We start from the raw sequence: 26676 nt of genomic DNA, 5'->3' as shown, positions 1-26676 counted from the left end.
AAGAAACGATCAGCCACAGCCGGTAGCACCAGGCTGCGTCCCGTAGCTTACAGGGAAAAACGGCCCTGCATGAGCGGGATACAACCATTCAGAGATCAGTTCGCAGCAACAAAGCTGGCATCCAAGAAAAAACCCCATGCGCCAGGGGCTCATGGGGTTTGATCTCGCAGCCTGCAGGCTGGGCAGCTTGAGTCAGAATCAATTCAAGCGGCCATGGCACTGCTTGTATTTCTTGCCGCTGCCGCATGGGCAAGGATCGTTACGGCCCACGCGTGGCACTTCGCCCTTGGCCGCTTCGTCCAGACCGGGATCTTCACCGCTCAAGGCAGCATCGTAGTCCGAATGATGGAAACGGACATTGGAGTTGGCAGGAACCTCAACCGCGGCTTCCTCGACCTGCTCCGGAGTCTGAATACGCACGGTCATCAGCACTTTGACCACTTCATCACGCACACGGTCCAGCATGTCGGAAAACAGCTCGAAAGCTTCGCGCTTGTATTCCTGTTTGGGGTCTTTCTGGGCATAACCGCGCAGATGAATCCCCTGACGCAGGTGATCCAGGGCCTGCAAATGGCCACGCCATTGCGTATCAATGGACTGCAAGAGCACGGAACGCTCGAAGTTGCCCCAGTTAGGCTGACCCACCAGATCAATCTTGGCTTGCAGCAGACGCTGGGATTCTTCGATAACGCGATCATGCAAATCGTCGTCGGTCAGATTGGATTCTTTCTCCAGCATTTCAGCCAAAGGCAGCTCAATCTGGAAGGTGCTTTGCAAAGCGGTGGTCAGGCCAGGAATATCCCATTGCTCTTCCATGGTGTCTTGCGGCACGTATTCACGGAACAGACGGCTGACGGCGGCTTCGCGCAGGCTGCTGATGGTGTCGGAAATATCAGCCGACTCCAGCACTTCATTACGCTGGGCGTAGATCACCTTGCGCTGATCGTTGGCCACGTCGTCATACTGCAGCAGCTGTTTACGAATATCGAAGTTGCGGGCCTCGACCTTGCGCTGAGCGGATTCGATGGAACGAGTCACCATGCGGGCTTCGATAGGCTCGCCTTCAGGCAAACGCAGACGCTCCATGATGGCGCGCACACGATCACCGGCGAAGATACGCATCAGCGAATCTTCCAGCGACAGGTAGAAACGCGAGGAACCTGGGTCACCCTGACGACCGGCACGACCACGCAGCTGGTTGTCAATACGGCGGGATTCGTGACGCTCGGTACCAATAATGCGCAAACCACCAGCCTGTTTGACCTGCTGGTTCAGGGGTTCCCAAGCAGCACGAATAGCCTGGATCTTGGCTTCTTTTTGCTCGGCACTCAGGGACTCGTCTTCACGCACCTGAGAAATTGCACGTTCGATGCTGCCCCCCAAGACAATGTCCGTACCACGACCGGCCATATTGGTGGCGATGGTCACGTGACCGGGCATACCAGCTTCAGCCACGATGTCGGCTTCACGGGCGTGTTGCTTGGCGTTCAGCACCTCGTGCTTGACGCCAGCGGCATTCAGGCGTGTGGAGATCAGCTCGGAGTTTTCAATGCTGGTGGTACCCACCAGTACAGGCTGACCACGTTCGTGGCAGTCCTGAATGTCTTTCAGAATGGCATTGAACTTCTCGTCATCGGTTTTGAAGACCTGGTCGTTTTGGTCCTTACGGGCCAGCGGACGATTCGGTGGAATGATGACGGTTTCAAGACTATAGATTTCCTGGAACTCATAGGCTTCGGTATCGGCCGTACCCGTCATGCCCGACAGCTTGTCGTACATACGGAAGTAGTTCTGGAAAGTAATCGACGCCAGCGTCTGGTTTTCGTTCTGGATGCGCACGCCTTCCTTGGCTTCCACAGCCTGATGCAGGCCATCGGACCAACGGCGACCGGCCATCAAACGGCCAGTAAATTCGTCCACAATCACCACTTCGCCGTCCTGGACCACGTATTGCTGATCGCGGAAGAACAGGTTGTGGGCGCGCAGGGCGACCATCAGGTGGTGCATCAGGGAAATGTGGCGTGGCTCGTACAGCGACTCGCCTTCGGGAAGCAAACCGATTTCGGTCAGGATCTGCTCGGCACGTTCGTGACCGGCTTCGGAAATATGAACCTGCTGGCCCTTTTCATCGACCCAGAAGTCGCCTTCGGGCTCGGGCTCGTGTGGACGAGGCTCTTGCGTCATGCGGGTCAGCATGGGCGGAACCACGTTCATGCGCACGTACAGCTCGGTATTATCTTCGGCCTGGCCGGAGATGATCAGCGGTGTACGGGCTTCGTCGATCAGGATGGAGTCAACTTCGTCGACAATCGCGTAGGACAAACCGCGCTGGCGGCGATCCTCGGCGCGGTATTCCATATTGTCGCGCAGGTAGTCAAAACCAAATTCGTTGTTGGTACCGTAGGTAATGTCAGCCTGATAGGCAGCAATCTTCTCGGCATTGTCTTGCTGGGGAACTACGACGCCCACGCTCAGACCCAGGAAGTTGTACAGACGCCCCATCCAGTTCGCATCGCGTCGAGCGAGGTAATCGTTGACGGTCACCACGTGCACGCCTTTGCCGGACAGTGCATTCAGGTACACGGCCAAGGTCGCGGTCAGGGTTTTACCCTCACCCGTACGCATTTCGGAAATCTTGCCGTTGTGCAAGGCAATGGCACCGAGCATCTGCACGTCAAAGTGGCGCATGCCAAATACACGGACACCCGCCTCGCGCACTACAGCAAAAGCCTCGGGCAGGAGCGAGTTAAGCGAGGCGCCATCCTGAACACGTTGGCGCAGCTCCTGCGTCTTGGCTGCCAAGGCCTCGTCACTCAGGCCCTGAATAGTAGGCTCAAGAGCATTAATCTGGGCGACCTGCTTACGGTACTGTTTGAGCAATCGGTCGTTACGACTGCCAATAAGCTTTTTCAGCAATGAAACCATTCTTGTGTCGTCAATGTAGGCGAGGCCGCAAGGGCTTGAATCTGTGCCTCGAGCCTATCTCTGGTTAAAAGGGATGCGCAAGCAAACAATCAGTTTAACGCACATGCTGCAAGACGGAACTACTTGTCCGAATCCAATTGCGCGATCTGCTGTTCTACATACTCACGCGCCGGCAGAAAAAGCTTGGGATCCAGGGCATGTCCGGCCATGCGCACTTCAAAGTGCAGGTGCGAGCCTGTGGACTGCCCGGTAGATCCGACACGGGCGATCAACTGCCCTTTTTCTACTACGTCGCCTAATTTAACAACGATTGATGAGGCATGGGCGTATCGCGTGCTCATGCCATTGCCGTGATTGATTTCCACCAGCTTGCCGTAGCCTGTCATATAGCGGGCTTCCGATACCACCCCACCGGATGCGGCATAGATAGGCGTCCCCTTGGGTGCTGGAAAGTCCAGGCCTTCGTGCAAGGCATGACGGCCCGAAATCGGGTGACGACGCCAGCCAAAGGAGGAGGCCACCTCGTCATAATCCACCGGACGGTAATTGGGCAGACGGGCTTCGTTGCCGGTACGCTCGGTCAGCACGGAGTCCAGCATCTGAAACCAGTCCTGTTGCTCGGACATCTGTTTGGCCAGATTATCCAGCTGCTCGCCCAGACGGTCGGCGTTCCAGACAAGGTCGGCTCCATCCATGCTGTCCATGACGGCCAGATCCTGCACGGGCATGGCACCGGCCAGCTCCGGATCGGTGTACTCAATGCCGGCCGCCTTGGCCACGCGCTTGCTGACACCGTCCATCTCGATCAGTTTGGCCTGCAAACCGCCGACTTTTTCGGCCAGGCGGGTCACGTTGTCCTGCATGGCAGCGGCCTGGCTTTGGGCCATGTCCGCATCCAGCGACACGCCACCGCGTTCACCCCAGTGCGACTGCACCAGAGCTCCCGCCGCTGCGGAAACGCCCAGCGATACCAGGGCCACCAGGGCGATCACCGTACGGCGCACCCCTTTGGCTTTGGCATCTAAGGACGTATAGTCTTTATGTTGATCCACTATCGTATAACCTCGAACATGACCTGGAAGCCCCCTTTTTCCTCATCCGCGCCAAAACGCAGTAGCGGGCAAAGCCACGCTTTGGGTTGGCTGGCCAGCGACCAGCAAGGTTCCCAGGTACTGGAAATGGCCCGGCAGCTGATGGCGGCGCAGACCCATGTAAGCAAAGCCTTGCCACCTGCTTTGGGCAAGGCTTGTAAAGTAGCCCGTATAGACAGACAGCAATTGACGCTGGCAGTTCCCAGCGCCGCACATGCGGCCAAGCTGCGTCAGCTGTTGCCCACTGTCACACGGCAGATGAATGCCGCTGGCTGGAACATTAGCGAGGCGCTGGTGCACGTGCAAGCCCATTTGTTTGCAGCTGTGACAGAAAAGCCCGCACGCCAGGTACAAGTCCTGGACGAACGGGCCTTGGAATCATTTGAAAAGCTGCATGACTCATTGCCGCAAGGTCCCTTGGCGCAAGCCATCGAACGCTTGTTGCGTCATCATCGCGGCTAAGCAAAGCACCAGGATCGGGCCCCTAAGCAAGTATCAAGCGAATTTCCACTCGCTGGAAAAAGCGTGGGGTGCACTGGCAGCCGACTCGAAAGTCACCAGCTCCCAACTATCCTGGGCGGCCAGCAAGGCACGCGCCAGCTGGTTATTCAAACCATGGCCGGATTTGCACGCCACATAGCGTGCAATCAGGGGGTGGCCAATCAGGTACAAGTCGCCAATAGCATCCAGAATCTTGTGCTTGACGAACTCGTCCTCATAACGCAGACCGTCGCTGTTCAGGACGCGGTACTCGTCCATGACGATGGCATTGTCCAAACTGCCGCCACGGGCCAGACCGGCCGCACGCAAAGCTTCGACTTCACTGGCGAACCCGAAGGTGCGCGCACGTGAAATAGTCTTCACGTACGAGTCATGCGCAAAATCCACCTCGGCAAAATTGGCCGTTGCATCAATGGCCGGGTGGTGAAAATCGATAGAAAACTGAAGGGCAAAGCCTTCGTAGGGCTCCAGACGGGCCCACTTGATGTCCTGCCCCTCGCCTTCAGAGACTTCGATGGGTTTGAGGACACGCAAAAACTTCTTGGCGGCTTCCTGCTCCTGCAAGCCCGCCGAACGCAACAAATACACGAATGTGCCGGCGCTGCCATCCATGATGGGCACTTCTTCAGCCGTCAGGTCCACGTGCAGATTATCAATGCCCAGGCCAGCGATGGCCGACATCAAATGCTCGACGGTTGAAACCCGAACATTATCCTTGATCAGCACCGAAGCCATACGCGTACCACCGACCTTGTCTGCCTGTGCGGGCAAATCCACGATTTCGGGCAGATCGATACGGTGAAACACAATACCCGTGTCAGGCGCAGCGGGGCGCAGTGTCAGTTCGACACGACGACCAGAGTGCAAGCCGACTCCTTTGGTACTGATGACATTCTTGATGGTGCGCTGACGAAGCATGGCTGTTCTTGTATTTGTAAAGTGTTGTTCGCAAAGACTATTGTAACCGTAATACGGGTTATCCACTATACGCTTTCTAAAATCATAAGCAATTGTCAAGCGTCAAACACCACGACACAACAAAGCACTTACGCCCCCTGAGCGCGAACGCCCAGGGGGAGTCGTGGGAGAAATCAAATTGGCGACTCGGGTAATCGCCGAACCTGATTTTTAATCAGCCTGCTTGCGCAAGAACGCCGGAATGTCGAAGTGATCCATACCGGCAGTCTCCAGTGCACGCACCTGAGCCGAAGCCTGGCTGCGTGGATTGCGGATGACGGCAGGCACGTCGGCGTTGGCGTAATCCGCACCGATGACAGGCATGTTGTCCGTACCTGTACGTAACACTTCTTCGTTGTTTTGTACCAACTGTGGGCGCGCTTGCTTGCGACCCAGGCCAGTAGCAACAACAGTCACACGCAGGCTGTCGCCCATGGACTCATCGTAAGCGGTACCAAAGATAACGGTGGCGTCTTCTGCAGCGTAGCCACGGATGGTGTCCATGATTTCGCGCGTTTCGCGCATTTTCAGGGACGACGAAGAGGTGATGTTCACCAGCATGCCGCGGGCACCGTGCAGGTCCACACCTTCCAGCAATGGGCAAGCGATGGCGCGCTCAGCCGCTTCACGAGCGCGGTTCGAGCCGGAAGCCACAGCGGTACCCATCATGGCCTGGCCTTGCTCGCCCATGATGGTTTTCACGTCTTCGAAGTCGACGTTCACGTTACCTTCAACATTGATGATCTCGGCAATACCGGCGCAGGCATTGTGCAAGACATCGTCAGCTGCCTTGAAGCAATCGGACTGTGTTGCGTCCTCATCCATCAAGTCGTACAGGTTTTCATTCAATACAACGATCAGGGAGTGAACGTGCTTGCTCAGCTCCTCAATCCCTTCTTCGGCCATGCGCAGACGGCGATTGCCTTCAAAGGAGAAAGGTTTGGTGACGACACCCACGGTCAAAATGCCCAATTCCTTGGCCACTTCAGCCACAACGGGGCTGGCACCCGTACCGGTGCCACCGCCCATACCGGCTGTAATAAACACCATGTTGGCGCCGTTCAATGCTGCGCGAATTTCTTCGCGAGCGGTTTCAGCGGCTGCACGGCCTTGGTCAGGCTTGGCACCGGCGCCCAAGCCGCTGCGGCCCAGACGAATCTGGATAGGTGCATCGCTGCTGGCCAGCGCCTGCGAATCGGTATTGGCGCAAATGAAATCAACGCCCTGAACACCAGAGTTGATCATATGCGTCACAGCGTTACCGCCTGCGCCGCCCACGCCCACGACCTTGATGACCGTGCCGCTACCGCTGGTATCTAACATTTCAAAGTTCATCATGATTGACTCCCACTCAAACACTTAATTAGTCAAGTTTCTACGTACTTCCCCGATACAACTGAAATTTGGAATCAGCTCAAAACATCTGCCAACCAAGGGGTTCGCACCCGGTTTGAACTGCCTCCTGGACCGCCCTTTCAGGCTGCCCGACCTGAGCGTCTTGCAACGCCCTTAATTCATGAACCATTCCTTCATACGGGCCATCAGACCTTTGACGCTGCCTTTTTGCTGAGCCACCTTGCGGCCACGAGCGCTTTGCAGGCGTGCCTCGGTCAACAAGCCCATCACGGTCGAAAAACGTGGGTTGCGCATGACATCAGCCAAGCTACCTTCATAGCTGGGCACAGCAATACGCACAGGTTTCAAGAACACGTCCTCGGCCAGCTCCACGATGCCCGGCAACATGGCCGTACCACCAGTCAACACCACGCCCGAGGACAGCAAGTCTTCGTAGCCCGATTCGCGCAGGCTTTGCTGCACAAAGGTAAAAAGCTCTTCCACACGCGGCTCGATCACAGCACCCAGGGCCTGGCGCTTGACCTGTCGGTTGGGACGATCACCCAGACCGGGCACTTCAATCATTTCTTCCGGATGGGCCAGCGATTGCTTGGCCACACCAAAACGCAGCTTGATCTCTTCCGCATCCGGCGTAGGGGTGCGCAACATGGCGGCAATGTCGCTGGTGATCTGGTCGCCCGCGATCGGGATCACGTCGGTATGACGAATCGCACCGCCGGTGTAGATGGCGATATCGGTCGTACCGCCGCCAATGTCTACCAGCACCACGCCCAGCTCTTTCTCGTCCGCCGTCAGGCAAGACAGGCTGGAGGCCAGAGGCTGCAAAATCAGGTCCTGTACTTCCAGACCACAACGACGCACACACTTGACGATGTTCTGCGCCGCGCTGACGGCACCGGTCACAATGTGCACCCGCACTTCCAGACGCAGACCGCTCATGCCTATGGGTTCGCGAATATCTTCTTGCGAATCCACGATGAACTCCTGCGTGAGCACGTGCAGCACTTGCTGGTCGGTGGGAATATTCACGGCCTTGGCCGTTTCAATCACGCGTGCCACATCGGTCGCTGTGACTTCCTTGTCTTTCACCGCCACCATGCCACTGGAGTTGAAGCTGGTGATGTGGCTGCCTGCAATTCCGGTGTAGACCTCACGGATCTTGCAATCGGCCATCAACTCCGCCTCTTCCAAAGCGCGCTGGATAGAATTGACTGTCGTCTCGATATTGACGACCACCCCTTTGCGCATGCCCTGGGATTCATGCTGTCCCAGACCAAGCACTTCAAACCGGCCTTCCGGCAGCACTTCGGCCACCACCGCAACCACTTTGCTGGTGCCGATGTCCAATGCAACGATCAGGTCTTTGATGTCACGAGTCATATGTTCTTTACTTCACAGGGGTAGATGAAACCGGAGCCAGCGTTATCGCAAAGCCATTCGGGTAACGTAAGTCGGCACTTTGCAAAGCACGGTCGCCAAGCCGTTGCATCAAGGCAGGCCAAGCCTGCACAAATCGTTCAACACGTACTGCAAAGGGCAATGCACCTTTACGACCGTGCGGGTCGGCAATATCAGCAGCCGGGTCACGCCCCAGGCTTAGCTGCATGCCGTTGGACAACACCACATCCCAGGCGTAGCGCGGGCTCAGCGTCACTTCACTGACCTGTACATCCAGCGGCCCAAACCAGCGTGCCAGCTCGGCATACCGTTGCACCACCAGACGCTCCGAATTCGGAGGACCGCTTAGCTGGGGTAAATCCACGTCATCAGGCACCACGGCTTTATTGGCCGAAAATGATTCACCCCAGGTGTTGATCATTTCGTCTTCGTTCCAATAGGCCAGCGGCTGCTGTTCTTCAATCCGTACCGACAAGCTATTGGGCCAAACGCGGCGGATCTGCGCGCGACGTACCCAAGGAGCCGTTTCAATCAGAGCGCGGGACTTGTCCAGATCTACTGTGAAGAAGTTGCCTTGCAGGCGACCGGCAATCGTGGCTTTCACCCCTTCAGGAGTCACATAGGCCAGACGTTCGCCTTGCGAGGACTCGATCTGAATGCGTTCGATATTGAAGTACGGACGACGCACAGCCCAAACCACAACACTGATCACCAATGCCGATACCGCTAGCAAAGCCAGCGTATTGGCGATCAGGTTGGTCAGACGTGCATCGGAAAACATGAGTCAGGCTCCCCGTTCTATAGGCTGCGAGCAATGGCCTGCACCTTGCAGCGCGCCGTTGCCAAAATATTCACGCACAACTGGGCGTAGCTGGTGCCCTCTGCTTTGGCTGCCATGGGCACCAAAGAGTGGCTGGTCATGCCCGGAGAGGTATTCATCTCCAGCAGCCAGGGGCGGTTTTGCTCGTCCAGCATGAAATCGGCACGGCCCCAGCCTTCGCAGCCCAGTGCATTGAACGCACGGACGGACAGATCCTGGATATGTGCCGTCAACTCAGGCGACAGATCTGCAGGACAGAAGTACTGGGTTTCGTCCGAGTAATACTTGTGTTCAAAGTCGTAATTGCCTTGTGGGGCCACAATATCGATCACGGGCAAGGCACGTGCCTGGGCCCCCACGCCGATGATGGGTACAGTCAATTCGCGACCACGAACGAATTGCTCAGCCAGCACGACCGTGTCGTAATGCATGGCGGTTTCAAAGGCGGCAACAGCCTCCTCGGGGCGATCCACACGCACCACCCCCACGGTGGAACCTTCATGGGGCGGCTTCATGATCAGGGGCACACCCAGACGTTCAACCGCAGCGGCAACCTGGCTGACATGATCCAGTTGCGCAAAACCGGGAGTGGGCAAACCCAGGTGCTGCCAGATGTGCTTGGTCATGATCTTGTCCATGGCCAGGCCGGAGGCCATCACACCGCTGCCGGTGTAAGGAATGCCCATCCACTCCAAAGCACCCTGCAAGGTGCCGTCTTCGCCGTAACGACCATGCAAAGCAATAAACACGCGGTCAAAACCGGCCTGAGCCAGTTCGGTCAGTCCTTTCTCGCCCATATCGAACAAATGCGCATCCACGCCCATGCTGCACAGCGCTTCATGCACGCCTGCGCCAGACATCAAGGACACTTCACGTTCGGCGGACTTGCCGCCGTACAACACGCCGACCCGACCAAAATCCGCTGTCATGCCATTTCTCCCAATTGAGCAGGGATCCGGCTGATGGACCCTGCACCCATTACCAACACCACATCGCCGTCACGGACAAAGTCCAGAACGGCTTGTGCCATATCGCTGATTTCGGCCACGAAAATGGGTTCGACCTTGCCGAGCACACGCACTGCGCGACTCAAGGCTCGGCCATCGGCGGCCACAAGGGGAGCCTCACCGGCGGGATAGACCTCTCCAAGGAGGACCGCATCGGCCTGGCTAAGTACCTGCACGAAATCTTCAAAGCAATCACGGGTGCGTGTGTAGCGGTGTGGCTGGAATGCCAGCACGATGCGGCGATCAGGCCAAGCACCACGTGCGGCCGCCAAGGTAGCAGCCATTTCGACAGGATGGTGACCATAATCGTCAACAACGGTAAACGTGCCACCACCTTGCTCCTGGGAAACCGGGAAGTCACCCACCATGGAGAAGCGGCGCCCCACGCCGGTGAACTCTTTCAGGCCACGGGCAATGACCTCATCACTGACACCCAGCTCAGTGGCAACCGCAATGGCAGCCAAGGCATTGAGTACATTGTGCTTTCCGGGCAGATTCAGGCACACGGACAGCAGGGGAAGATCGCCTGTGGCCCCTTTGCGCTGCACATCAAAACACATGGTAGTGCCACGGCTTTCGATGTTGATCGCGCGGACCTGGGCATCGGTATCAATGCCGTAAGTCGTGACAGGACGCGATACAAAAGGAATGATTTCGCGCACATTCGCATCGTCGTTGCACACGATGGCGCTACCGTAAAACGGCAGGCGGTGCGTGAAGTCGATAAAGGCGCTTTTCAGTCGGGCAACGTCATGACCATAGGTGTCCATATGGTCGACGTCGATATTGGTGATGATGGCCATCACCGGCAACAGGTTCAGGAAAGAAGCATCAGACTCATCCGCTTCCACCACGATGTAATCGCCCTGCCCCAAGCGGGCATTGGCACCGGCCGAATTCAGGCGACCACCGATCACAAAGGTGGGGTCCAGATCAGCCGCGCCCAGCAGGCTCGCTACCAGGCTGGTGGTGGTGGTCTTGCCGTGCGTACCAGCCACGGCAATGCCGCGCTTCAAGCGCATCAGCTCGGCCAGCATCAGGGCACGTGGCACCACCGGAATGCGGGCGGCACGCGCGGCCAGCACTTCGGGGTTGTCACCCGCAATGGCGGTGGAGGTGACGATCGCGCCCATGCCAGCGACGTTTTCGGCTTTATGACCGATCACGATACGAGCACCCAGCTGCTCCAGGCGACGAGTCACCGCCGTTTCCTGAATATCCGAGCCACTGATGGCAAAGCCCAGGTTCAGCATGACTTCGGCAATGCCGCTCATGCCCGAGCCGCCAATCCCTACAAAATGAATATGTTGAATGCGGTGTTTCATCCCACCCTCCTTGCCGCCTGCTGACATGCTTCGGCAATCTGCTGCGTGGCATTCAACTGTGCATGTTCTTGCGCGTGGCTGGCCACACGACTTAACTCTTCACGGTTCAGTCCTTGCAACCACTGCGCAAGCCACTGAGCCGTCAACTCCGATTGTTTCTTGAGCCACGCACCCGAGCATTCGCTCAGGTAGCGGGCGTTGGCTGTCTGGTGATCGTCAATCGCGTGTGGCAGAGGCACGAACAGAGCCGCTACGCCGATTGCAGCCACTTCAGCTACCGTCATGGCACCGGCGCGACAAATCAGCACATCGGCCTCTTTCATGGCCTGCGCCATATCGCCAATAAAGGCCTTGCAGTCGGCCTGCACCTGATTGTCTGCGTAGCTTTGCTGCAAGCTTTCCAGATGCTGCTGGCCGGACTGATGGGTTACATGCGGACGCTGCTCGGCAGGGATCAGCGCCATGGCCTCAGGCACCACTTTGTTCAGCGCGGCGGCCCCCAGGCTGCCGCCCACCACCAGAATGCGTAGCGGTCCGCTGCGTTTGGCATAACGCTCGGCAGCCGGACCTTGGCCTACGAAGGCATCGCGCACCGGGTTGCCCACAGTTACTGCACCAGGCAAGGCACCGGGGAAGCCGGTCAACACACTGGTCGCCATTTTGGCCAGGTAGCGATTCGCCGTACCGGCCACCGCATTTTGCTCGTGCACTACCAGCGGGCGGCGCGACACAAAAGACATCAGGCCACCGGGGAAAGCCACGTAGCCGCCCATACCCAGTACCACATCCGGCTTGGCTTCCTGCAGGCAGCGATGAGCCTGCCAGCAGGCACGGATCAAAGTAAAGGGTAAAGAGAGCAATGCCTTCACGCCTTTGCCTCGTAGTCCGGAAAATCGCAGAGGCAGCATTTTAATCCCATGCTGTGGGACCAAGCTACCTTCCATGCGCTCGGGATGACCCAGCCACAACACTTGCCAGCCGCGTTGCTGCATGGCTTCAGCCACGGCCAGCCCGGGCATGATGTGCCCACCTGTACCGCCTGCCATGATCAGGATGGTTGGAGTGCTCATGTGCGCTTACCTCGCATCATTTGCCGATTCTCAAAATCCACCCGCAGCAACAAGGCAAAAGCCACCAGATTCATCACAATGCCCGAACCACCGTAACTGACCAAAGGCAAGGTCAGACCCTTGGTAGGCAACAAACCCAGCACCACACCAATATTGATAAAAGCCTGCACGCCGAACCACAGCGCCACACCTTGAGCGACGACACCGCTGAACAAGCGATCCATGGCGCAGGCCTGACGACCAATATTGAAGCTGCGCCATACGACAAAGCCAAAGGTCAGGATCAGGGCGGCCACGCCAACAAAGCCCAGCTCTTCACCAATTACCGCGACGATGAAGTCGGTGTGGGCTTCAGGCAGGTAATGCAGTTTTTCCACGCTGGAACCCAGACCCACGCCAAACCATTCGCCTCGGCCCAAAGCAATCAGCGAGTGCGACAACTGATAGGCACTGCCATAAGCATTGTCAGGATTCCAGGGGTCCAGATACACGAACAAACGTTCACGACGCCAGGGCGAGAGCCAGATCAGCAAAAGGAAGCTGCTGACCATAATGCCCAGCAAGGCAGAGAACAACTTGCCGTTAATTCCGCCAATGAACAAAATGCCCACCGCAATGGCCACAATGACCATGAAGGCGCCCAAGTCAGGCTCCATCAACAGCAACACACCAACCAGACCCAGGGCCACCGCCATAGGCAGGAAACCCCGAATAAAGGTATGCAGATGCTGCTGCTTGCGCACGGTGTAATCAGCGGCATACAGAACCATGGCTACTTTCATCAGCTCCGAAGGCTGGAAGTTGATGATGCCCAAAGGCAACCAGCGACGTGCACCGTTTACTTCACGGCCAATGCCGGGAACCAGCACCACCAGCAGCAAGAAAATAGCCAGAGCAAACAGAGGCACGGCCAACTTCTGCCACACACGCAGCGGCACGGTTGCGGTAAACATGGCCAGCACCACACCCACCACAATGAACAAGGCGTGGCGAATTACAAAGTAGTAACGACCGTAGCTTTCATAGCGCGGTCCGTCTGCCAAAGCGATCGAGGCCGAATACACCATCAGCAAACCAAACAGGGTCAGCATCAGTGTGGCGGCCAGCAAGGGGCGATCAAACGCAGGCAATGCCGTGCGTCCGGGACGTACGGCATTGACACCCGAGGTCAGCTCAGCAAACAGACTCATGCCGGCTCTCCTCTATCCAGTGCCATCTCGGTCACGGCGGCGACAAAACACATGCCGCGATGGTGATAGCTTTTGAACATATCCATGCTGGCGCAGGCCGGAGACAGCAAGACCACATCGCCCGAACGCGCCTGCTCGGCAGCAGCTTGCACAGCAGCTTCCAGACCCTCGCAGAAACGATAACGGACATCATGAGCGTCCAGAACAGAGGCAATCAGCTTGGCGTCCTGCCCAATCAAAAACACTTCGGCCACATTCGAGGCAGCCGCAACGGCCAGCGGCTCAAAATCCTGGCCTTTGCCCAAACCACCGGCAATCAGCCAGACACGCTGATCAAACCCGCGCAAGGCGGCAACAGTCGCGCCGACATTAGTACCTTTGCTGTCATCCAGATATTGAACACCGTCCATCACACGCACCAGTTCGACACGGTGCGGCTCCCCTTGATAGGTGCGCAGACCATTGAGCAACTCAGCCCAACCCAGACCAAGACAACGAGCCAGCAACAAGGCTGTTTGGGCATTCAAGGCGTTGTGACGCCCCTTGATCTGCAAAGCCTCAACCGGCATCAGGCGTTTCAAGCCACCTTTACCGCGCACGGCAGGCTCAGCCGGTGCATTACGTTTTTTCAGGCCTGTGGCCGGCAGCTCAAAATCGGTAGGCTCATTGGTCACCAACCACTGCATGCCGCCATCCGTCAGCAAGCCCATATCGCCCAGCAAAGCGGGCTGGTCCAAACCGAAGCTGCGCACCGACTCCTGACTGGCATCGGGAATCATGGCCATAACGGCTGGATCATCACGATTGACCAAGGCCACATCACACATGCTGTACATGCGCTGCTTGGACTCGACGTAAGCGTCCATGCCGCCATGCCAGTCCAGATGGTCCTGGGAGATATTCAGTACAACGCCAGCATCCGCCTGCAAGCTAAAAGTGCTATCCAGCTGGAAGCTGGACAACTCCAGCACCCAGACCTGCGGCAAGGCATTGTTTTCCAGAGCGTCGCACAGGGCGGTCAGCGCAGCAGGGCTGATATTGCCCACGGCCAGTGCAGAAACACCTGCCTGCTCCAGCAAGTGGCGCGTCATGGCCGTGACGGTAGTCTTGCCATTGGTGCCGGTAATGGCCACCACACGGCTTTCATGGCCTTGATCAGCCAGATCTTTCAAGGCACGGGCAAATAGCTCGATCTCGCCAATGACTTCGATTCCACGATCTCGTGCCTGGCTTAAAAAGGCGGCCAGAGCAGGATCCAGGGGCGACAAGCCGGGGCTGATCACCAGGGTATGCACGTCGTTCAGGCTATCGGCCTGCAGGGCATTTTGCCCCAGACGCGTATCCAGAGCCGAACTGCTCAGGGCCTGAAGCTTGTCCAGACCCAGCACATTCTCGCGTGTATCCGCCAAACGAATGCTGGCCCCCTGGGCCAAAGACCAGCGAGCCGCAGCAAAGCCTGTCTCGCCTAACCCAAGGATAAGCATGAGACCGTCTTTACGGATCGAAGGAAAACTCAACGCATTCATCGCAATTTCAATGTAGACAGACCGACCATGACCAGCATCATGGTGATGATCCAGAAGCGAACCACCACCTGTGTTTCTTTCCAGCCGCCAACTTCAAAATGATGGTGCAGCGGCGCCATACGGAACATTCGTCTACCCTGCCCGTAGCGTTTCTTGGTGTACTTGAACCAGGTCACCTGCAGCATCACCGACAAGGTTTCCACCACAAACACGCCACCCATAATGAACAGCACGATTTCCTGGCGAACGATCACCGCAATCGTGCCCAGCGCACCGCCCAGGGCCAGCGCACCCACATCCCCCATGAACACTTGGGCGGGATAGGCGTTGAACCACAAAAAGGCCAGACCCGCACCGGCAATGGCTGCACAGATCACCATCAACTCGCCCGCGCCGGGGATATAGGGGAACAAGAGATATTTGGAGTAGTCGACCCGGCCAACCACGTAGGCAAAAATACCTAGGGCAGCGCCCACCAGCACGGTAGGCATGATGGCCAGACCGTCCAGGCCGTCCGTCAGGTTGACGGCGTTGCTGGAGCCAACAATCACTGCCCAGGTCAGTACCACAAAGCCCAGCACACCCAGCGGGTAGCTGACGGACTTGAAGAACGGCACGATCAGGTCAGCCTGCGTAGGCAGGGGCATGGTGAAGCCGCTCAGGACCCACTCTTTGAACAAAGGCCACAGCTCAGTATTGGCAGGCACCGAAACGGCAAAGCTCAGGTACACGGCCGCAACGATACCGATCAAGGCTTGCCAGAAAAATTTCTGACGCGAGGACATGCCTTCGGGGTCACGATTGACGACTTTCTTGTAGTCGTCTGCCCAACCAATCCAGCCAAAACCAAAAGTCACCAGCAGAACAACCCACACAAAACGGTTGGTCCAGTCTGCCCACAACAAGGTACTGATACCGATAGAAATCAGGATCAGGACACCGCCCATGGTGGGCGTGCCGTTCTTTTGCAAATGCGATTCCGGGCCGTAAGCGCGGACAGCCTGACCAATCTTCAGTTCGGTCAGCTTGCGAATCACCCAGGGTCCTGCCAACAAGCCAATTGCCAGCGCAGTGGCGCTGGCCAAAATAGCACGCAGGGTGATGTACTCAAACACCCCAAAGGCGCGAATATGATCGTCCGATAGCCAACGTGCCAGTTCAAGAAGCATGAGTGGCCCCTTCATTATGGGAGAAGTGGTTTTCCAGGGCGGCAACCACACGCTCCATACGAGCGCTGCGCGAACCCTTGATCAACACATGAGACGGCTCCAGCGCCAGCAGGTAAGCCACCATGTCTTCCAAAGTCTCGAATTGATGCGCGCGCGCACCAAAAGCCTGGGCAGCATGGCTGGCATCGCCACCCAAGGTCAGCAATTCATCCATGCCACGCTCTTTGGCGTAGGCACCCACTTCAGCGTGCAATTCGGAGCTGTTATCACCGATCTCGGCCATATTGCCCAGCACCAGCACCTTGCGGCCTTTCAGCTGTGCCAGCACATCAATGGCAGCACGTACCGAATCCGGGTTGGCGTTGTAGGTGTCGTCAATCAACTGGTAACCGGAAGACAGCTGCTTGGGCTGCATACGGCCCGTGACAGGACGGAAGCTTTCCAGACCCTGCACAATCGCGCTCAACGGCGCACCGGCGGCATGAGCGCAAGCGGCAGCGGCCAAGGCATTGCGCAGGTTGTGGATACCGGGGCTGTTCAAGGTCAGGGCAGCAGACTGGCCTGCCACATGCAACACAAAACGGGTTTGAGCTGGCTCGACAAACATATCGGCCGCAAAGACCGTTTCCTGACCGCTCAGGCCAAAACGCAATACGGGACGCTGACCAGCCTGCTCAGCCCACATGGCGCTGAAGGCATCATCATCAGGAATCACCAGCGCACCATCTTGTGGCAGCGCGTCAATCACGGCACCGTTTTCACGAGCCACGGCTTCCACACTGTGCATGAACTCCTGGTGCTCACGCTGTGCGTTATTGATCAGGGCAATCGTGGGGCGAGCCATGGACGCCAGCACGGCAATTTCGCCGGGGTGGTTCATGCCCATTTCCAGAACGGCGGCCTTGTGCTCGGAGCTCAAGCGCAGGATCGACAGGGGTACGCCCAGATCGTTGTTCAAATTACCGCGAGTTGCCAGGCTTTCTGCTTCGCCCAACCAGGCGCGCAAGATAGCGGCAATCATTTCCTTGGTCGTGGTCTTGCCATTGCTGCCGGTCACGCCAATGACAGGGATGTCAAAGCGCGAGCGCCACTCGGTCGCCAAGGTCATCAGCGCACGACGCGTATCGCCCAACACAATCTGAGGCAACTCGACTTCGGCATCACGCTGAGCCACGAGGGCCGCCACAGCACCCTGCTCTTTCGCTTTTTCCAGATAGCGATGACCATCGAACTGCTCGCCGCTCAGGGCCAGGAACACATCACCTTTGCTCAGGCTGCGGGAATCGGTGCTCAAACGCACGCCACGCAACCACAGCAAGGCGGCTTTGGCCCAGTCGGAATCGTCAAACACAGAGCGCTCGCCCTGCACTTCCTGGTAGGTTTCGTGGCCCTTACCGGCCAGCAAAACAATATCTTCAGGGCTGGCAGCCCAGATCGAAGACAGGATGGCGCGAGCCCGATCCATCTGCACGGCCGGCGCCTCAGGCATACCAGCCACGATCTGACGAATGATTTCGGCAGGATCTTCAAAACGCGGGTTGTCGGTCGTGACCAGAACGCTGTCAGCCAGACGGGCCGCCACTTCACCCATAATGGGGCGCTTGGCTGTGTCGCGGTTACCGCCGCAACCAAATACGCAAATCAGCTTGCCGCCACGTACGCTGGCCACTTCACGCAAGGCTTGCAGGGCGCGTTCCAGCGCATCGGCAGTATGAGCGTAATCCACCACGACCAAAGGCAAGGGCTGACGACCTGCGGTGCTCTTGGGCGTCACAATTTGCAAACGGCCAGGCACGGACTCCAGCTTGTCCATGATGCGAGCGATCTTGGACACGGGCCAGCCTACTTCTTGCAGCACACCGGCCACCAGCAAGAGGTTGGCCACGTTATGCTCACCCAGCAGGTGAGTCAGAATTTGGGCGGTGCCGTGAGCAGTCACCAGATTGAATACCTGACCATCGGCACCGGTATGCACGTCCTGAGCCAGCAAATCTACCTCGGGCTGGCTCATGGAGTAGGAAATCACACGGGCAGCCAGACCGGCCTGCATCAATTCACGGCCCGTTTCATCGTCAGCGTTCACGACGGCGCTACGCAGACCAGGCCAACTGAACAGGCGCAGCTTGGCCTGTTTGTATTCTTCCATGCTGTGGTGATAGTCCAGATGGTCATGCGTCAGATTGGTGAACCCGGCAATATCAATACGGACACCATCCAGACGGCCTTGTTCCAGACCAATGGACGAGGCTTCCAGGGCCACGGCATTGCCGCCTTGGGCGCGAATAGCAGCCAGGCTACGGTGTACGGTCAGCACGTCCGGCGTCGTCAGAACGCCACCCAGATTGGAGCCATCGGGCAAGGTCACGCCCAGCGTACCGATCGTGCCGCAAGGCACTTGGGAATGATTCAAGGCCGACGCCACCCACTGCACGGTGGACGTCTTGCCATTGGTGCCGGTCACCGCCACGACAGTCATGGCCTCGGAAGGACGGCCCCACCATTCGTGAGCTACTTCACCCAGCAAGGCACCCAGATTGGGAACTTGCAAGACAGGCACACCGGGATCAACCGCCTGATCGCCCTGCTCGCGCACAATCGCTACTGCACCTTGCTGCACAGCCTGAACTTCGTACTCACGACCATCACCCTGATGGCCGCGGCAGGCGAAAAACGCATCACCCGCCTTGATCTGGCGGGAATCCAAACACAGATTAGCCGTGGGCGCTACATGCTGCGCCAGCCACTCCAATATTGCTGCGGCGTTCATCGTACATTCTCCGCACCGGGGCCAACGGCCACCAGCGAATCTATGGGCGCATCAGGCTGGACACCTAGGCGTCGCAAGCTCCGGGCCACAATTTCTGAAAAAATCGGCGCGGCAATACGCCCGCCGTAATAATTGGAACTATGTGGTTCGTCGATCGTGACGGCCACGACAATGCGAGGGTCGGAGACAGGCGCGAAGCCGACAAAAGAGCCGCGATACAAGGACTTGCTGTAGCGACCATCCACAATCTTGCGGGCCGTACCGCTCTTGCCAGCGACGCGATAGCCTTGCACCTGAGCCAGACGGGCACCGGCGGGACCCGCCGCGGCTTCCAGCATGGCGCGAACTTCCGCGGCCACTTTAGGGGTGTAAACCTGAACGCTGGCGGGCTTGCCTTCGCGCTTGAGCAAAGTCATGGAAACCATGTCGCCATTACGCGCAAACGCCGTGTAGGCGTGGGCAATTTGCAGCAGGGAAACCGACAGGCCATAGCCATACGACATGGTGGCGCGCTCGATGGGACGCCAACGCTCCCAGGGGCGCAGTCTCCCACTGGCAATACCGGGAAAATCGGCCTGCGGAGAACGGCCAAAACCCAGCTCGGTAAACTTGTTCCACATTTCCTGCGAAGTCAGGCGCTCGGAAATCATGGTCATGCCAATATTGCTGGACCGACGCAAAATACCGGCAGCATCCAGCATGCCATTGTTGCGACTAACGTCACTGATCACGCTACCTTGGTAGCGGTACTGACCATTGCCCGTGTTGAACTGGGTGGCGGTGGTGATGCGGTTGATATCCAGCGCCAGAGCCACGGTAAACGGCTTCATGATGGAACCGGGCTCAAAGGTGTCGGTCAAGGCACGGTTACGCAGGGCTGGACCCTTACGATCGTCCCGATCGTTTGGGTTGTAGGTAGGCAAGTTCACCAGGGCCAGAATCTCCCCGGTTTTCACGTCCATCACCACGGCCGCAGCGGCATTGGCCTTGACGTCTTCCATGCCTTTTTTCAAGGCGGTGTACGCGTCGAACTGCAAGCCGGCATCAATGGACAAGTGCAAATCCTGACCGTGGGTAGGCGGGATGATGGCGCGTACGTCCTCCACCACACGTCCCAGACGGTCACGAATTACGCGACGTGAACCGGGCGTGCCGGACAAGGCGGAGTTGAAGGCAAGCTCAATGCCCTCGATGCCCTGGTCTTCAATATTCGTAAAGCCCACAATGTGCGCCATGACATCCCCTTCGGGATAGAAACGACGCATTTCTTCTTGTTGGTGGATACCAGGGATTTTCAGTTCAGCGATTTGAGCCGCCACATCCACATCCACCTGACGCTTGATGTAGACGAAGTTACGATCTTCAACGGACAGACGACGCTCGATATCGGACTGCCCCATACCAAGGAGCTTGGCCAACTGACCGATCTGCTCGGGTTTGGCATTCCGAGCATCATCAGGAATAGCCCAGATGGCTTTGACAGGCACACTGGAGGCCAGCACCACAGAACCCGTACGATCAAAAACCTTGCCACGCATGGGCGGCAGCACCTGGGTGCGCTCGTAACGGCGCTCGCCTTGCTGCTGCAAAAATTCGGTAGACAGGCCCTGCAAATACAAAGCCTTGACGATCAGGGCGCCAAAACCCAGAAACAAGAGGACCAGCACCAAACGCGAGCGCCAGAATGGAATCTGGACGCTCAGGACGGGATTTTCGTGATAACCGAATCGTTTCATGGCCGCCCTCCGGACTGCACCTGGGTCGAGCTCAGCTCACCCCCTTGCAAATAGAGAGTGCGCTCGGGAGAGCTCAACACCAGGCCCAATTCGTTGCGACCAATATCGTCCACGCGAGCGTTACGGGCCAGCTCGGCCCGTTCCAGTTGCAGACGACGCCAGTCCGTATCCAGTTCACCGGCTTTGGTGACCAGACGATCGGTTTGCACAAACAGCTCGCGCGCCTGATAGCGCGCCGTCACCAAAGAGATGGCCGAAAGCATCAACACCAAAGAGAGGGTGATGACCAGGCGCATCATCGGCGGCCTCGCTTGCCGGCGGGCTGTCGGCTATAGGCGGCCTGTTGCAGCAGACGCTCGCTGGCGCTGCGCATCCAGTCCTGGGGGATGGGGGTGTCGGTGCGTTGCACCACACGTAATACCGCCGAGCGGGCTCGGGGGTTGTCGCTGGACTCCTCATCGGTGGGCAAGATTCTGCCCAAAGACTGCACCAGAGGCTGGGGCAAGTCTTTTTCTAGGATAGGTAGACGTGACTGTTCCTGCGCGGGACGCGCAGCTGCGTTCATGAACTGTTTGACCATGCGGTCCTCCAGTGAATGAAATGCAATCACCGCAAGCCTGCCCCGAGTCGCCAATCGACTCAGAATTGACGGAAGCGCGTACGCGAGCTCTTCGAGCTCACGATTGAGGTAAATCCGTATAGCCTGGAAGGTCCTGGTTGCCGGATGTTGACCCTTTTCGCGCGTGCGGACGACACCGGCGACGAGCTCGGCGAGATCACGCGTTGTATGTAGCGGGCGGGATTGGCGGCGATCAACAATCGCCTTTGCAATCTGGAAAGCAAACCGTTCTTCGCCATATTCTGCAATGACCTCCTTTAAAACTTCTACGCTGACCTCGGCCAGCCACTGTTCAGCGGTCAAACCACCGCTGGTATCCATGCGCATGTCCAACGGACCTTCGCGCATAAAAGAGAAACCTCGTTCTGCGTCGTCGATTTGTGGCGAGGAAATGCCCAAATCCATCATGACGCCTTGCAATGGCCCCACATCCAGCTCGTCCAGAGCCTGGGCCAAATCACCAAAACCACTATGTACAACCGTCACACGGCTATCTTGTGCTGCCAGCTCCTGGGCCACGGCGATCGCTTGCGGATCCTTGTCGATCACGATCAGGCGCCCCTGGGGACTCAAGTGCGACAACAACAGACGGCTGTGACCGCCACGACCAAAAGTGCAATCGACGTACACACCATCGACCAAACCCTGGATTTCGGGGTTTTGCGCCCAGCGCCGGGCCTCAAAGGACGGATCCACGAGGGCCGCCACCGTAGGCTCCAGCAGCACGGATCGATGTACCAGCGTCATGACTTACTCAGAAAGAAAAAGTGTCGAATACGTCTGTGGAGTTTTCAGCCAGATCCTGGGCCTGTCGGCGTTCCAGTTCCTGCGCATTCCACAACTCAAAATGGGTGGCCATACCCAGCAGCATGGCGTCGCGCTCCAACCCCACTGCGGTGCGCAGTTCGGGAGCGATCAATATCCGACCAGCGGAGTCCAGATCAACGTCCTGAGCACTACCCAGCAGCAGGCGTTGCAAGAAACGGGCACTCATGGGGAAGCGGGCAATTTGTTCGCGCTTTTCTTCCCACACACTGCGCGGATACACCAGCAAACAGCCGTCGGGATGGCGAGTGAGGGTCAAGCGGCCTTGTTCCTGCTGCAAAAGCGCGTCACGGTGCCGAGTCGGAATGGACATCCGACCCTTAGCATCCAGTGTGAGTGCGCTGCTGCCTTGGAACACTATTTTCCCCCACTTTTTTACACTATTTCCTACTTTTCCCCACTCTACGGGGGAAAGCCTTTGCGGTCAAGGCAGTGGTTGCAATTTTTTCAATCACAACAAGCACTTAGCGCACTATCCTAGAAGTGACTAAAAAAAAATACTGTGTGAAATCAAGAAATTGCAGGGCGCATTAAAAGTGAATTGTTATAAAAATGCGCGCAAGCGACTCTTGCCAAGGATTCAACATCCTTAACAATTGCTTTCAAATGTACGAAATCGGTGCAATTGATGGCGAACGCCGGGAGAAGTGTGAGACAGGCCTATAGGCCGGATTCTGTATGCCAGCGGGAACCCGCTGGCCGGCAATCATTCCTCTGGACCGACCATTACTGGCCGGTTCTAGCTACCTACCCGCATACTGAGACGAGCCGCCTCTCGGGCTAAAAGCCTGCGTATGCCTATTTGGTATTGCTCCGGGTAGAGGTTACCGCGTTTCACCCCACAGCACTTTGCACCGAAGTACAAGAAAACACGGAAGTCGCCGTATCTGTGCCTGCTTGCGCAAGCCCTTGCTGTGGTCTCGTCTCTGTGGCCCTGGTCCTCGGCTCGTCTGGCGCGATGCCACACTTGCCGGACGGCTGTTAGCCGCTACCCTGCTCTATGGAGTCCGGACCTTCCTCGATACTTGGTACCGCGACTGCCCAGCCTGCCTCACAGATGCATTGTAACCTGCGACAATAGAGAAATTCGCAGGACGCGCTGATTTATCTGGAGTCTTATGTCCACCAATCTGATTTCCCTGACCGATGCCCAATTGGCATTCGGCCACCATGCTTTGCTGGACCATGCCGATCTGGTCATTCAAAGCAACGAACGTATCGGTCTGATCGGGCGCAATGGTGCTGGCAAATCGTCGCTTTTGAAAATTCTGGATCAACGTCAAGCTCCCGACGATGGTCAGGTCAAACGACTGGGCGGGCTGAAAGTAGCCACCGTCGAACAAGAACCGGAGCTGGATCCGAATCTGAGCATTTACGATTTGCTGTGTGGCGATTTCACCGAAGCCGAAGACTGGCAACGCCCTGCCCGCGTCAACGCCCTGATCGACAAGCTGGGCTTGAATCCGGATGCACTGGCTGGCAGCTTGTCGGGCGGACAACGTAAACGCGTCGCTCTGGCCAATGCCCTGGTGAACGAACCCGACCTGCTCTTGCTGGACGAACCCACCAACCACCTGGACTTTGACGGCATTCTTTGGCTGGAACAATTGCTGCTGGATTTCCGCGGCAGCGCGGTCATCATTACCCACGACCGCCGTTTCCTGGATGTGGTGGCAACGCGAATTGTCGAGCTGGATCGCGGCAAGTTGTTCAGTTTCCCCGGTAACTTCAGCCAATGGCAGGAACGCAAGGCTGAATACCTGGAAGCAGAGAAGCAACAAAATGCCAAATTCGACAAATTTCTGGCCCAGGAAGAAGTCTGGATTCGCAAAGGCGTGCAAGCCCGCCGCACCCGAGATGAAGGTCGTGTTCGCCGCCTGGAACAATTGCGCCGTGATCGTGCCGAGCGACGCGAGCGCTCGGGCGACGTCAAATTCGCCATTTCCGAAGGCCAGCGCTCCGGCAAGCTGGTCGCTGAACTGCAAGATGTCACACACGGCTACGACGACCGCATCCTGATCAAGGATTTCTCCACCGTGCTGATGCGCGGTGACCGTATTGGCCTGATCGGCCACAACGGCGCCGGCAAGACTACCCTGCTACGCATCATGCTGGGTTTGCAAGAGCCTAATTCTGGCACCGTGCGCCACGGCACCAAACTGAACATTGGCTACTTTGACCAGATGCGCAGTCGCCTGGACGAAAACGCCACTCTGGCGGACACCATCAGCCCCGGCAGTGAGTGGGTGGAAATTGGCAATCAGCGCAAGCACATCATGAGCTACCTGGAAGACTTCCTGTTCCCGGCAGCCCGCGCTCACTCCCCGGTACGCAGTCTGTCTGGCGGTGAACGTGCCCGACTGGCGCTGGCCCGCATGTTTGCCCAACCTACTAATGTATTAGTACTGGACGAACCGACCAACGATCTGGATATCGAAACTCTGGAGCTGCTGGAAGACCTGATTCAGGATTACACGGGCACCGTGCTGCTGGTCAGCCACGACCGTACCTTCCTGGACAACGTGGTCACCCAGGTGATTGCGGCCGAAGGCGACGGCCATTGGGGCGAGTATGTGGGTGGCTACGACGAGTGGCTGGCACAACGCCCGCAAGCCAAAGCCGAGACACCGGCAGCCAGCACTCCAACTCCCGCCGCCACTGAAAAGCCTGCTGCAGAGCGCAACAATAAGACTAACAAGCCTGGCCGTCTGGCCCCGTGGGAAGAAAAGGAACTGGACGCGCTGCCCGAGAAAATTGCAGCCATAGAAAGCCAGCAAGCCGAACTGGCAGAACAGCTGAGCGCACCAGATCTGTATAAAGATGGCTCTGCTCGAGCCGACGAGATCAACCAACAACTGGATCAGCTCAACACTGACCTGGAGCAGTTATTTGAGCGTTGGGAAAAGCTGGAAGAAAAGCGCTTGGCCAGCTAAAGGGAGACAGAGGAATCAGGGATTCAGCCCGGTAAAGCCGAACTGATCCTCCGGTTCCTCCTCAATCCGGGCAATGCGCTGACAGTCGACCATGATCGGTTCGAGTACCGTGCAACAACACGGCAGAACCTCGCCTGGGCCGACGTACGCTAAAGGCTGCTCTTTATAAGCAACCTTTCCATACACAAGAGGAATACGGCAGGAGCCGCAATAGCCGCTCCTGCATTGATACTCAACCTGATGGCCGGTTCGTTCCAAACCTTCCAACAAAGTTTCGCCGTCCCGCAACTGAAAGTCATGATCAGTTGTCCGGACTTGACTCATAACTCGATACCGTCGAAGTCGCCAGCCGACACGGCCGAGTCGATCTGACCGACCAGGTAAGAGCTCAGTTCCACCTCTTGAGGTGCCACCTGCACGGTGTCCGAGGACAGCCAGGTGTTGATCCAGGGAATGGGGTTGTGTTTGACGGACTCAAACGCAGGCTTCAGGCCCACGGCACCCATACGGATATTGGTGATGTATTCCACGTACTGTCCCAGAATGTCCTTGTTCAGACCAATCATGGAACCGTCGCGGAACAGGTAATCCGCCCACTGTTTCTCCTGCTCGGCTGCGTCTTTGAACATATCAAAGCAGACCGGCTCCAGTTCGCGGGCAATCTGAGCGAACTCGGGATCATCGCTACCGGAACGCAGAATATTGATGATGTGTTGCGTACCAGTCAGGTGCAGCGCTTCATCACGCGCAATCAAGCGAATGATCTTGGCATTACCTTCCATCAACTTGCGCTCGGCAAAAGCGAAGGAGCAGGCAAAGCTGACGTAAAAGCGGATGGCCTCAAGAATATTGACGCTCATCATGCACAGGTACAGCTTCTTCTTCAGCTCGTAGACGCTTAGCGTGCGGGTTTCACCGTTGATCTCATGCTCGCCCGCGCCCAGTTGGGCATACAGCATGGTGTCGCTGATCAGATCGTCGTAGTACGAAGAAATATCGGCCGCACGCAGCTGAATGTTTTCGTTACGCACGATGTCGTCAAAAATAACGGACGGATCATTGGCAATATTGCGAATGATGTGCGTGTACGAGCGCGAGTGAATTGTCTCGGAGAAAGCCCAGGTTTCAATCCAGGTTTCCAGCTCCGGAATCGATACCAGAGGCAGGAAGGCCACGTTGGGGCTGCGGCCCTGAATGGAATCCAGCAAGGTCTGATATTTCAGGTTGCTGATGAAAATATGCTTTTCGTGGTCAGGCAGGTTCTGGTAGTCGATCCGGTCCTGGGTGATGTCCACTTCTTCCGGACGCCAGAAGAAGGACAACTGCTTTTCAATCAGCTTTTCAAAAATCGGATATTTTTGCTGGTCGTAGCGAGCCACGTTCACCGGCTGCCCAAAGAACATGGGTTCTTTGAGCTGGTCGTTATCCGTTTTAGAAAAAGTACTATAGGTAGTCATGATG

21 protein-coding genes and 1 other RNA gene are annotated in these 26676 nt (G+C 57.2%); 2 read left to right on the top strand and 20 right to left on the bottom strand.

Going from position 1 to position 26676, the window contains the following annotated elements; genetic code table 11:
- Positions 1–198 precede the first annotated feature (198 nt).
- Complete coding sequence (gene secA / locus NIZ92_RS04015; RefSeq protein ID WP_009455031.1) at positions 199–2925, bottom strand: preprotein translocase subunit SecA; 2727 nt, start codon at positions 2923–2925, stop codon at positions 199–201.
- 119 nt (positions 2926–3044) lie between these two features.
- Positions 3045–3977: a M23 family metallopeptidase gene (locus tag NIZ92_RS04010; protein ID WP_009455033.1), complete on the bottom strand. Its 933-nt coding sequence runs from the start codon at positions 3975–3977 to the stop codon at positions 3045–3047.
- A gap of 18 nt (positions 3978–3995) precedes the next feature.
- Here NIZ92_RS04010 and NIZ92_RS04005 point away from each other — a divergent pair, with 18 nt between their 5' ends.
- A complete protein-coding gene (locus NIZ92_RS04005; protein ID WP_115634326.1) occupies positions 3996–4478 on the top strand; it encodes a DciA family protein in 483 nt (160 codons plus the stop codon).
- A gap of 33 nt (positions 4479–4511) precedes the next feature.
- On the opposite strand, the gene lpxC is transcribed toward NIZ92_RS04005, so the two are convergent.
- The 16 genes from lpxC to rnpB all read right to left on the bottom strand — a co-directional run bounded on the left by lpxC (position 4512) and on the right by rnpB (position 23335).
- Positions 4512–5435, bottom strand: coding sequence for a UDP-3-O-acyl-N-acetylglucosamine deacetylase (gene lpxC, locus NIZ92_RS04000; protein WP_026485180.1), 924 nt, complete (start codon positions 5433–5435; stop codon positions 4512–4514).
- A 210-nt stretch (positions 5436–5645) separates the two neighbouring features.
- Positions 5646–6812 (bottom strand): cell division protein FtsZ, encoded by a 1167-nt coding sequence (gene ftsZ / locus NIZ92_RS03995; RefSeq protein WP_035271073.1) that lies wholly within the window; start codon positions 6810–6812, stop codon positions 5646–5648.
- 171 nt (positions 6813–6983) lie between these two features.
- Positions 6984–8210 carry a cell division protein FtsA gene (gene ftsA / locus NIZ92_RS03990; protein WP_009455039.1) on the bottom strand — a complete coding sequence of 409 codons (1227 nt, stop codon included), beginning with the start codon at positions 8208–8210 and terminating at the stop codon, positions 6984–6986.
- A gap of 7 nt (positions 8211–8217) precedes the next feature.
- On the bottom strand, positions 8218–9009 hold the full coding sequence (locus NIZ92_RS03985) for a cell division protein FtsQ/DivIB (RefSeq protein WP_009455041.1): 792 nt from the start codon (positions 9007–9009) through the stop codon (positions 8218–8220).
- Positions 9010–9026: 17 nt separating this feature from the next.
- The gene (locus tag NIZ92_RS03980) at positions 9027–9977 is read right to left on the bottom strand and encodes a D-alanine--D-alanine ligase (protein ID WP_254002733.1); all 951 of its coding nucleotides are present in this window, start codon (positions 9975–9977) and stop codon (positions 9027–9029) included.
- The gene (gene murC, locus NIZ92_RS03975; RefSeq protein WP_239055172.1) at positions 9974–11380 is read right to left on the bottom strand and encodes a UDP-N-acetylmuramate--L-alanine ligase; all 1407 of its coding nucleotides are present in this window, start codon (positions 11378–11380) and stop codon (positions 9974–9976) included. Before murC ends, NIZ92_RS03980 begins: the two co-directional genes overlap by 4 nt.
- Positions 11377–12450, bottom strand: coding sequence for an undecaprenyldiphospho-muramoylpentapeptide beta-N-acetylglucosaminyltransferase (gene murG / locus NIZ92_RS03970; protein ID WP_035271078.1), 1074 nt, complete (start codon positions 12448–12450; stop codon positions 11377–11379). Before murG ends, murC begins: the two co-directional genes overlap by 4 nt.
- The gene (gene ftsW / locus NIZ92_RS03965; protein WP_022983452.1) at positions 12447–13640 is read right to left on the bottom strand and encodes a putative lipid II flippase FtsW; all 1194 of its coding nucleotides are present in this window, start codon (positions 13638–13640) and stop codon (positions 12447–12449) included. Before ftsW ends, murG begins: the two co-directional genes overlap by 4 nt.
- Positions 13637–15166: a UDP-N-acetylmuramoyl-L-alanine--D-glutamate ligase gene (gene murD, locus NIZ92_RS03960; protein ID WP_254002732.1), complete on the bottom strand. Its 1530-nt coding sequence runs from the start codon at positions 15164–15166 to the stop codon at positions 13637–13639. Before murD ends, ftsW begins: the two co-directional genes overlap by 4 nt.
- A complete protein-coding gene (gene mraY, locus NIZ92_RS03955) occupies positions 15163–16335 on the bottom strand; it encodes a phospho-N-acetylmuramoyl-pentapeptide-transferase (protein ID WP_035271084.1) in 1173 nt (390 codons plus the stop codon). The genes murD and mraY overlap by 4 nt, the downstream gene beginning before the upstream one ends.
- A complete protein-coding gene (gene murF / locus NIZ92_RS03950) occupies positions 16325–19102 on the bottom strand; it encodes a bifunctional UDP-N-acetylmuramoyl-L-alanyl-D-glutamate--2,6-diaminopimelate ligase MurE/UDP-N-acetylmuramoyl-tripeptide--D-alanyl-D-alanine ligase MurF (RefSeq protein ID WP_137431400.1) in 2778 nt (925 codons plus the stop codon). The genes mraY and murF overlap by 11 nt, the downstream gene beginning before the upstream one ends.
- Complete coding sequence (locus NIZ92_RS03945; protein WP_035271088.1) at positions 19099–20838, bottom strand: penicillin-binding protein 2; 1740 nt, start codon at positions 20836–20838, stop codon at positions 19099–19101. Before NIZ92_RS03945 ends, murF begins: the two co-directional genes overlap by 4 nt.
- On the bottom strand, positions 20835–21137 hold the full coding sequence (gene ftsL, locus NIZ92_RS03940; RefSeq protein WP_009455049.1) for a cell division protein FtsL: 303 nt from the start codon (positions 21135–21137) through the stop codon (positions 20835–20837). Before ftsL ends, NIZ92_RS03945 begins: the two co-directional genes overlap by 4 nt.
- A complete protein-coding gene (gene rsmH, locus NIZ92_RS03935) occupies positions 21134–22204 on the bottom strand; it encodes a 16S rRNA (cytosine(1402)-N(4))-methyltransferase RsmH (protein WP_115634210.1) in 1071 nt (356 codons plus the stop codon). The genes ftsL and rsmH overlap by 4 nt, the downstream gene beginning before the upstream one ends.
- Positions 22205–22211: 7 nt before the next feature.
- Positions 22212–22640 (bottom strand): division/cell wall cluster transcriptional repressor MraZ, encoded by a 429-nt coding sequence (gene mraZ / locus NIZ92_RS03930; RefSeq protein WP_009455053.1) that lies wholly within the window; start codon positions 22638–22640, stop codon positions 22212–22214.
- A 289-nt stretch (positions 22641–22929) separates the two neighbouring features.
- An RNA gene (gene rnpB / locus NIZ92_RS03925) (RNase P RNA component class A) lies at positions 22930–23335 on the bottom strand.
- A 65-nt stretch (positions 23336–23400) separates the two neighbouring features.
- On the opposite strand from rnpB, the gene NIZ92_RS03920 reads away from it, so the two are divergent.
- Complete coding sequence (locus NIZ92_RS03920; RefSeq protein WP_035271091.1) at positions 23401–25215, top strand: ATP-binding cassette domain-containing protein; 1815 nt, start codon at positions 23401–23403, stop codon at positions 25213–25215.
- A 15-nt stretch (positions 25216–25230) separates the two neighbouring features.
- Here NIZ92_RS03920 and yfaE read toward each other — a convergent pair whose 3' ends face one another.
- Together yfaE and nrdB are read right to left on the bottom strand one after the other, a co-directional pair.
- Positions 25231–25539: a class I ribonucleotide reductase maintenance protein YfaE gene (gene yfaE, locus NIZ92_RS03915; RefSeq protein WP_009455057.1), complete on the bottom strand. Its 309-nt coding sequence runs from the start codon at positions 25537–25539 to the stop codon at positions 25231–25233.
- Positions 25536–26672, bottom strand: a complete 1137-nt coding sequence (gene nrdB / locus NIZ92_RS03910) for a class Ia ribonucleoside-diphosphate reductase subunit beta (RefSeq protein WP_026485169.1) — start codon at positions 26670–26672, stop codon at positions 25536–25538. The genes yfaE and nrdB overlap by 4 nt, the downstream gene beginning before the upstream one ends.
- Positions 26673–26676 lie beyond the last annotated feature (4 nt).

It is taken from the genome of Alcaligenes sp. 1735tsa3 (genome assembly GCF_024134565.1).
In the GTDB taxonomy this organism is placed as follows: Bacteria; Pseudomonadota; Gammaproteobacteria; order Burkholderiales; family Burkholderiaceae_B; genus Alcaligenes; species Alcaligenes phenolicus.
Note: the sequence above shows the minus strand (reverse complement) of the source record. Positions and strands in the feature narration are given on the sequence as shown.

Bases quoted from the DNA above. Each gene is read 5' to 3' on its own strand.
- mraY (WP_035271084.1), bottom strand. From the start codon at position 16,335: ATGCTTCTTGAACTGGCACGTTGGCTATCGGACGATCATATTCGCGCC.
- NIZ92_RS03985 (WP_009455041.1), bottom strand. From the start codon at position 9,009: ATGTTTTCCGATGCACGTCTGACCAACCTGATCGCCAATACGCTGGCT.
- NIZ92_RS04005 (WP_115634326.1), top strand. From the start codon at position 3,996: ATGACCTGGAAGCCCCCTTTTTCCTCATCCGCGCCAAAACGCAGTAGC.
- NIZ92_RS03920 (WP_035271091.1), top strand. From the start codon at position 23,401: ATGTCCACCAATCTGATTTCCCTGACCGATGCCCAATTGGCATTCGGC.
- murD (WP_254002732.1), bottom strand. From the start codon at position 15,166: ATGAATGCGTTGAGTTTTCCTTCGATCCGTAAAGACGGTCTCATGCTT.
- murG (WP_035271078.1), bottom strand. From the start codon at position 12,450: ATGAGCACTCCAACCATCCTGATCATGGCAGGCGGTACAGGTGGGCAC.
- rsmH (WP_115634210.1), bottom strand. From the start codon at position 22,204: ATGACGCTGGTACATCGATCCGTGCTGCTGGAGCCTACGGTGGCGGCC.
- nrdB (WP_026485169.1), bottom strand. From the start codon at position 26,672: ATGACTACCTATAGTACTTTTTCTAAAACGGATAACGACCAGCTCAAA.
- murC (WP_239055172.1), bottom strand. From the start codon at position 11,380: ATGAAACACCGCATTCAACATATTCATTTTGTAGGGATTGGCGGCTCG.
- ftsA (WP_009455039.1), bottom strand. From the start codon at position 8,210: ATGACTCGTGACATCAAAGACCTGATCGTTGCATTGGACATCGGCACC.
- NIZ92_RS03945 (WP_035271088.1), bottom strand. From the start codon at position 20,838: ATGAAACGATTCGGTTATCACGAAAATCCCGTCCTGAGCGTCCAGATT.
- NIZ92_RS03980 (WP_254002733.1), bottom strand. From the start codon at position 9,977: ATGACAGCGGATTTTGGTCGGGTCGGCGTGTTGTACGGCGGCAAGTCC.
- lpxC (WP_026485180.1), bottom strand. From the start codon at position 5,435: ATGCTTCGTCAGCGCACCATCAAGAATGTCATCAGTACCAAAGGAGTC.
- ftsW (WP_022983452.1), bottom strand. From the start codon at position 13,640: ATGAGTCTGTTTGCTGAGCTGACCTCGGGTGTCAATGCCGTACGTCCC.
- yfaE (WP_009455057.1), bottom strand. From the start codon at position 25,539: ATGAGTCAAGTCCGGACAACTGATCATGACTTTCAGTTGCGGGACGGC.
- ftsZ (WP_035271073.1), bottom strand. From the start codon at position 6,812: ATGATGAACTTTGAAATGTTAGATACCAGCGGTAGCGGCACGGTCATC.
- secA (WP_009455031.1), bottom strand. From the start codon at position 2,925: ATGGTTTCATTGCTGAAAAAGCTTATTGGCAGTCGTAACGACCGATTG.
- ftsL (WP_009455049.1), bottom strand. From the start codon at position 21,137: ATGATGCGCCTGGTCATCACCCTCTCTTTGGTGTTGATGCTTTCGGCC.
- murF (WP_137431400.1), bottom strand. From the start codon at position 19,102: ATGAACGCCGCAGCAATATTGGAGTGGCTGGCGCAGCATGTAGCGCCC.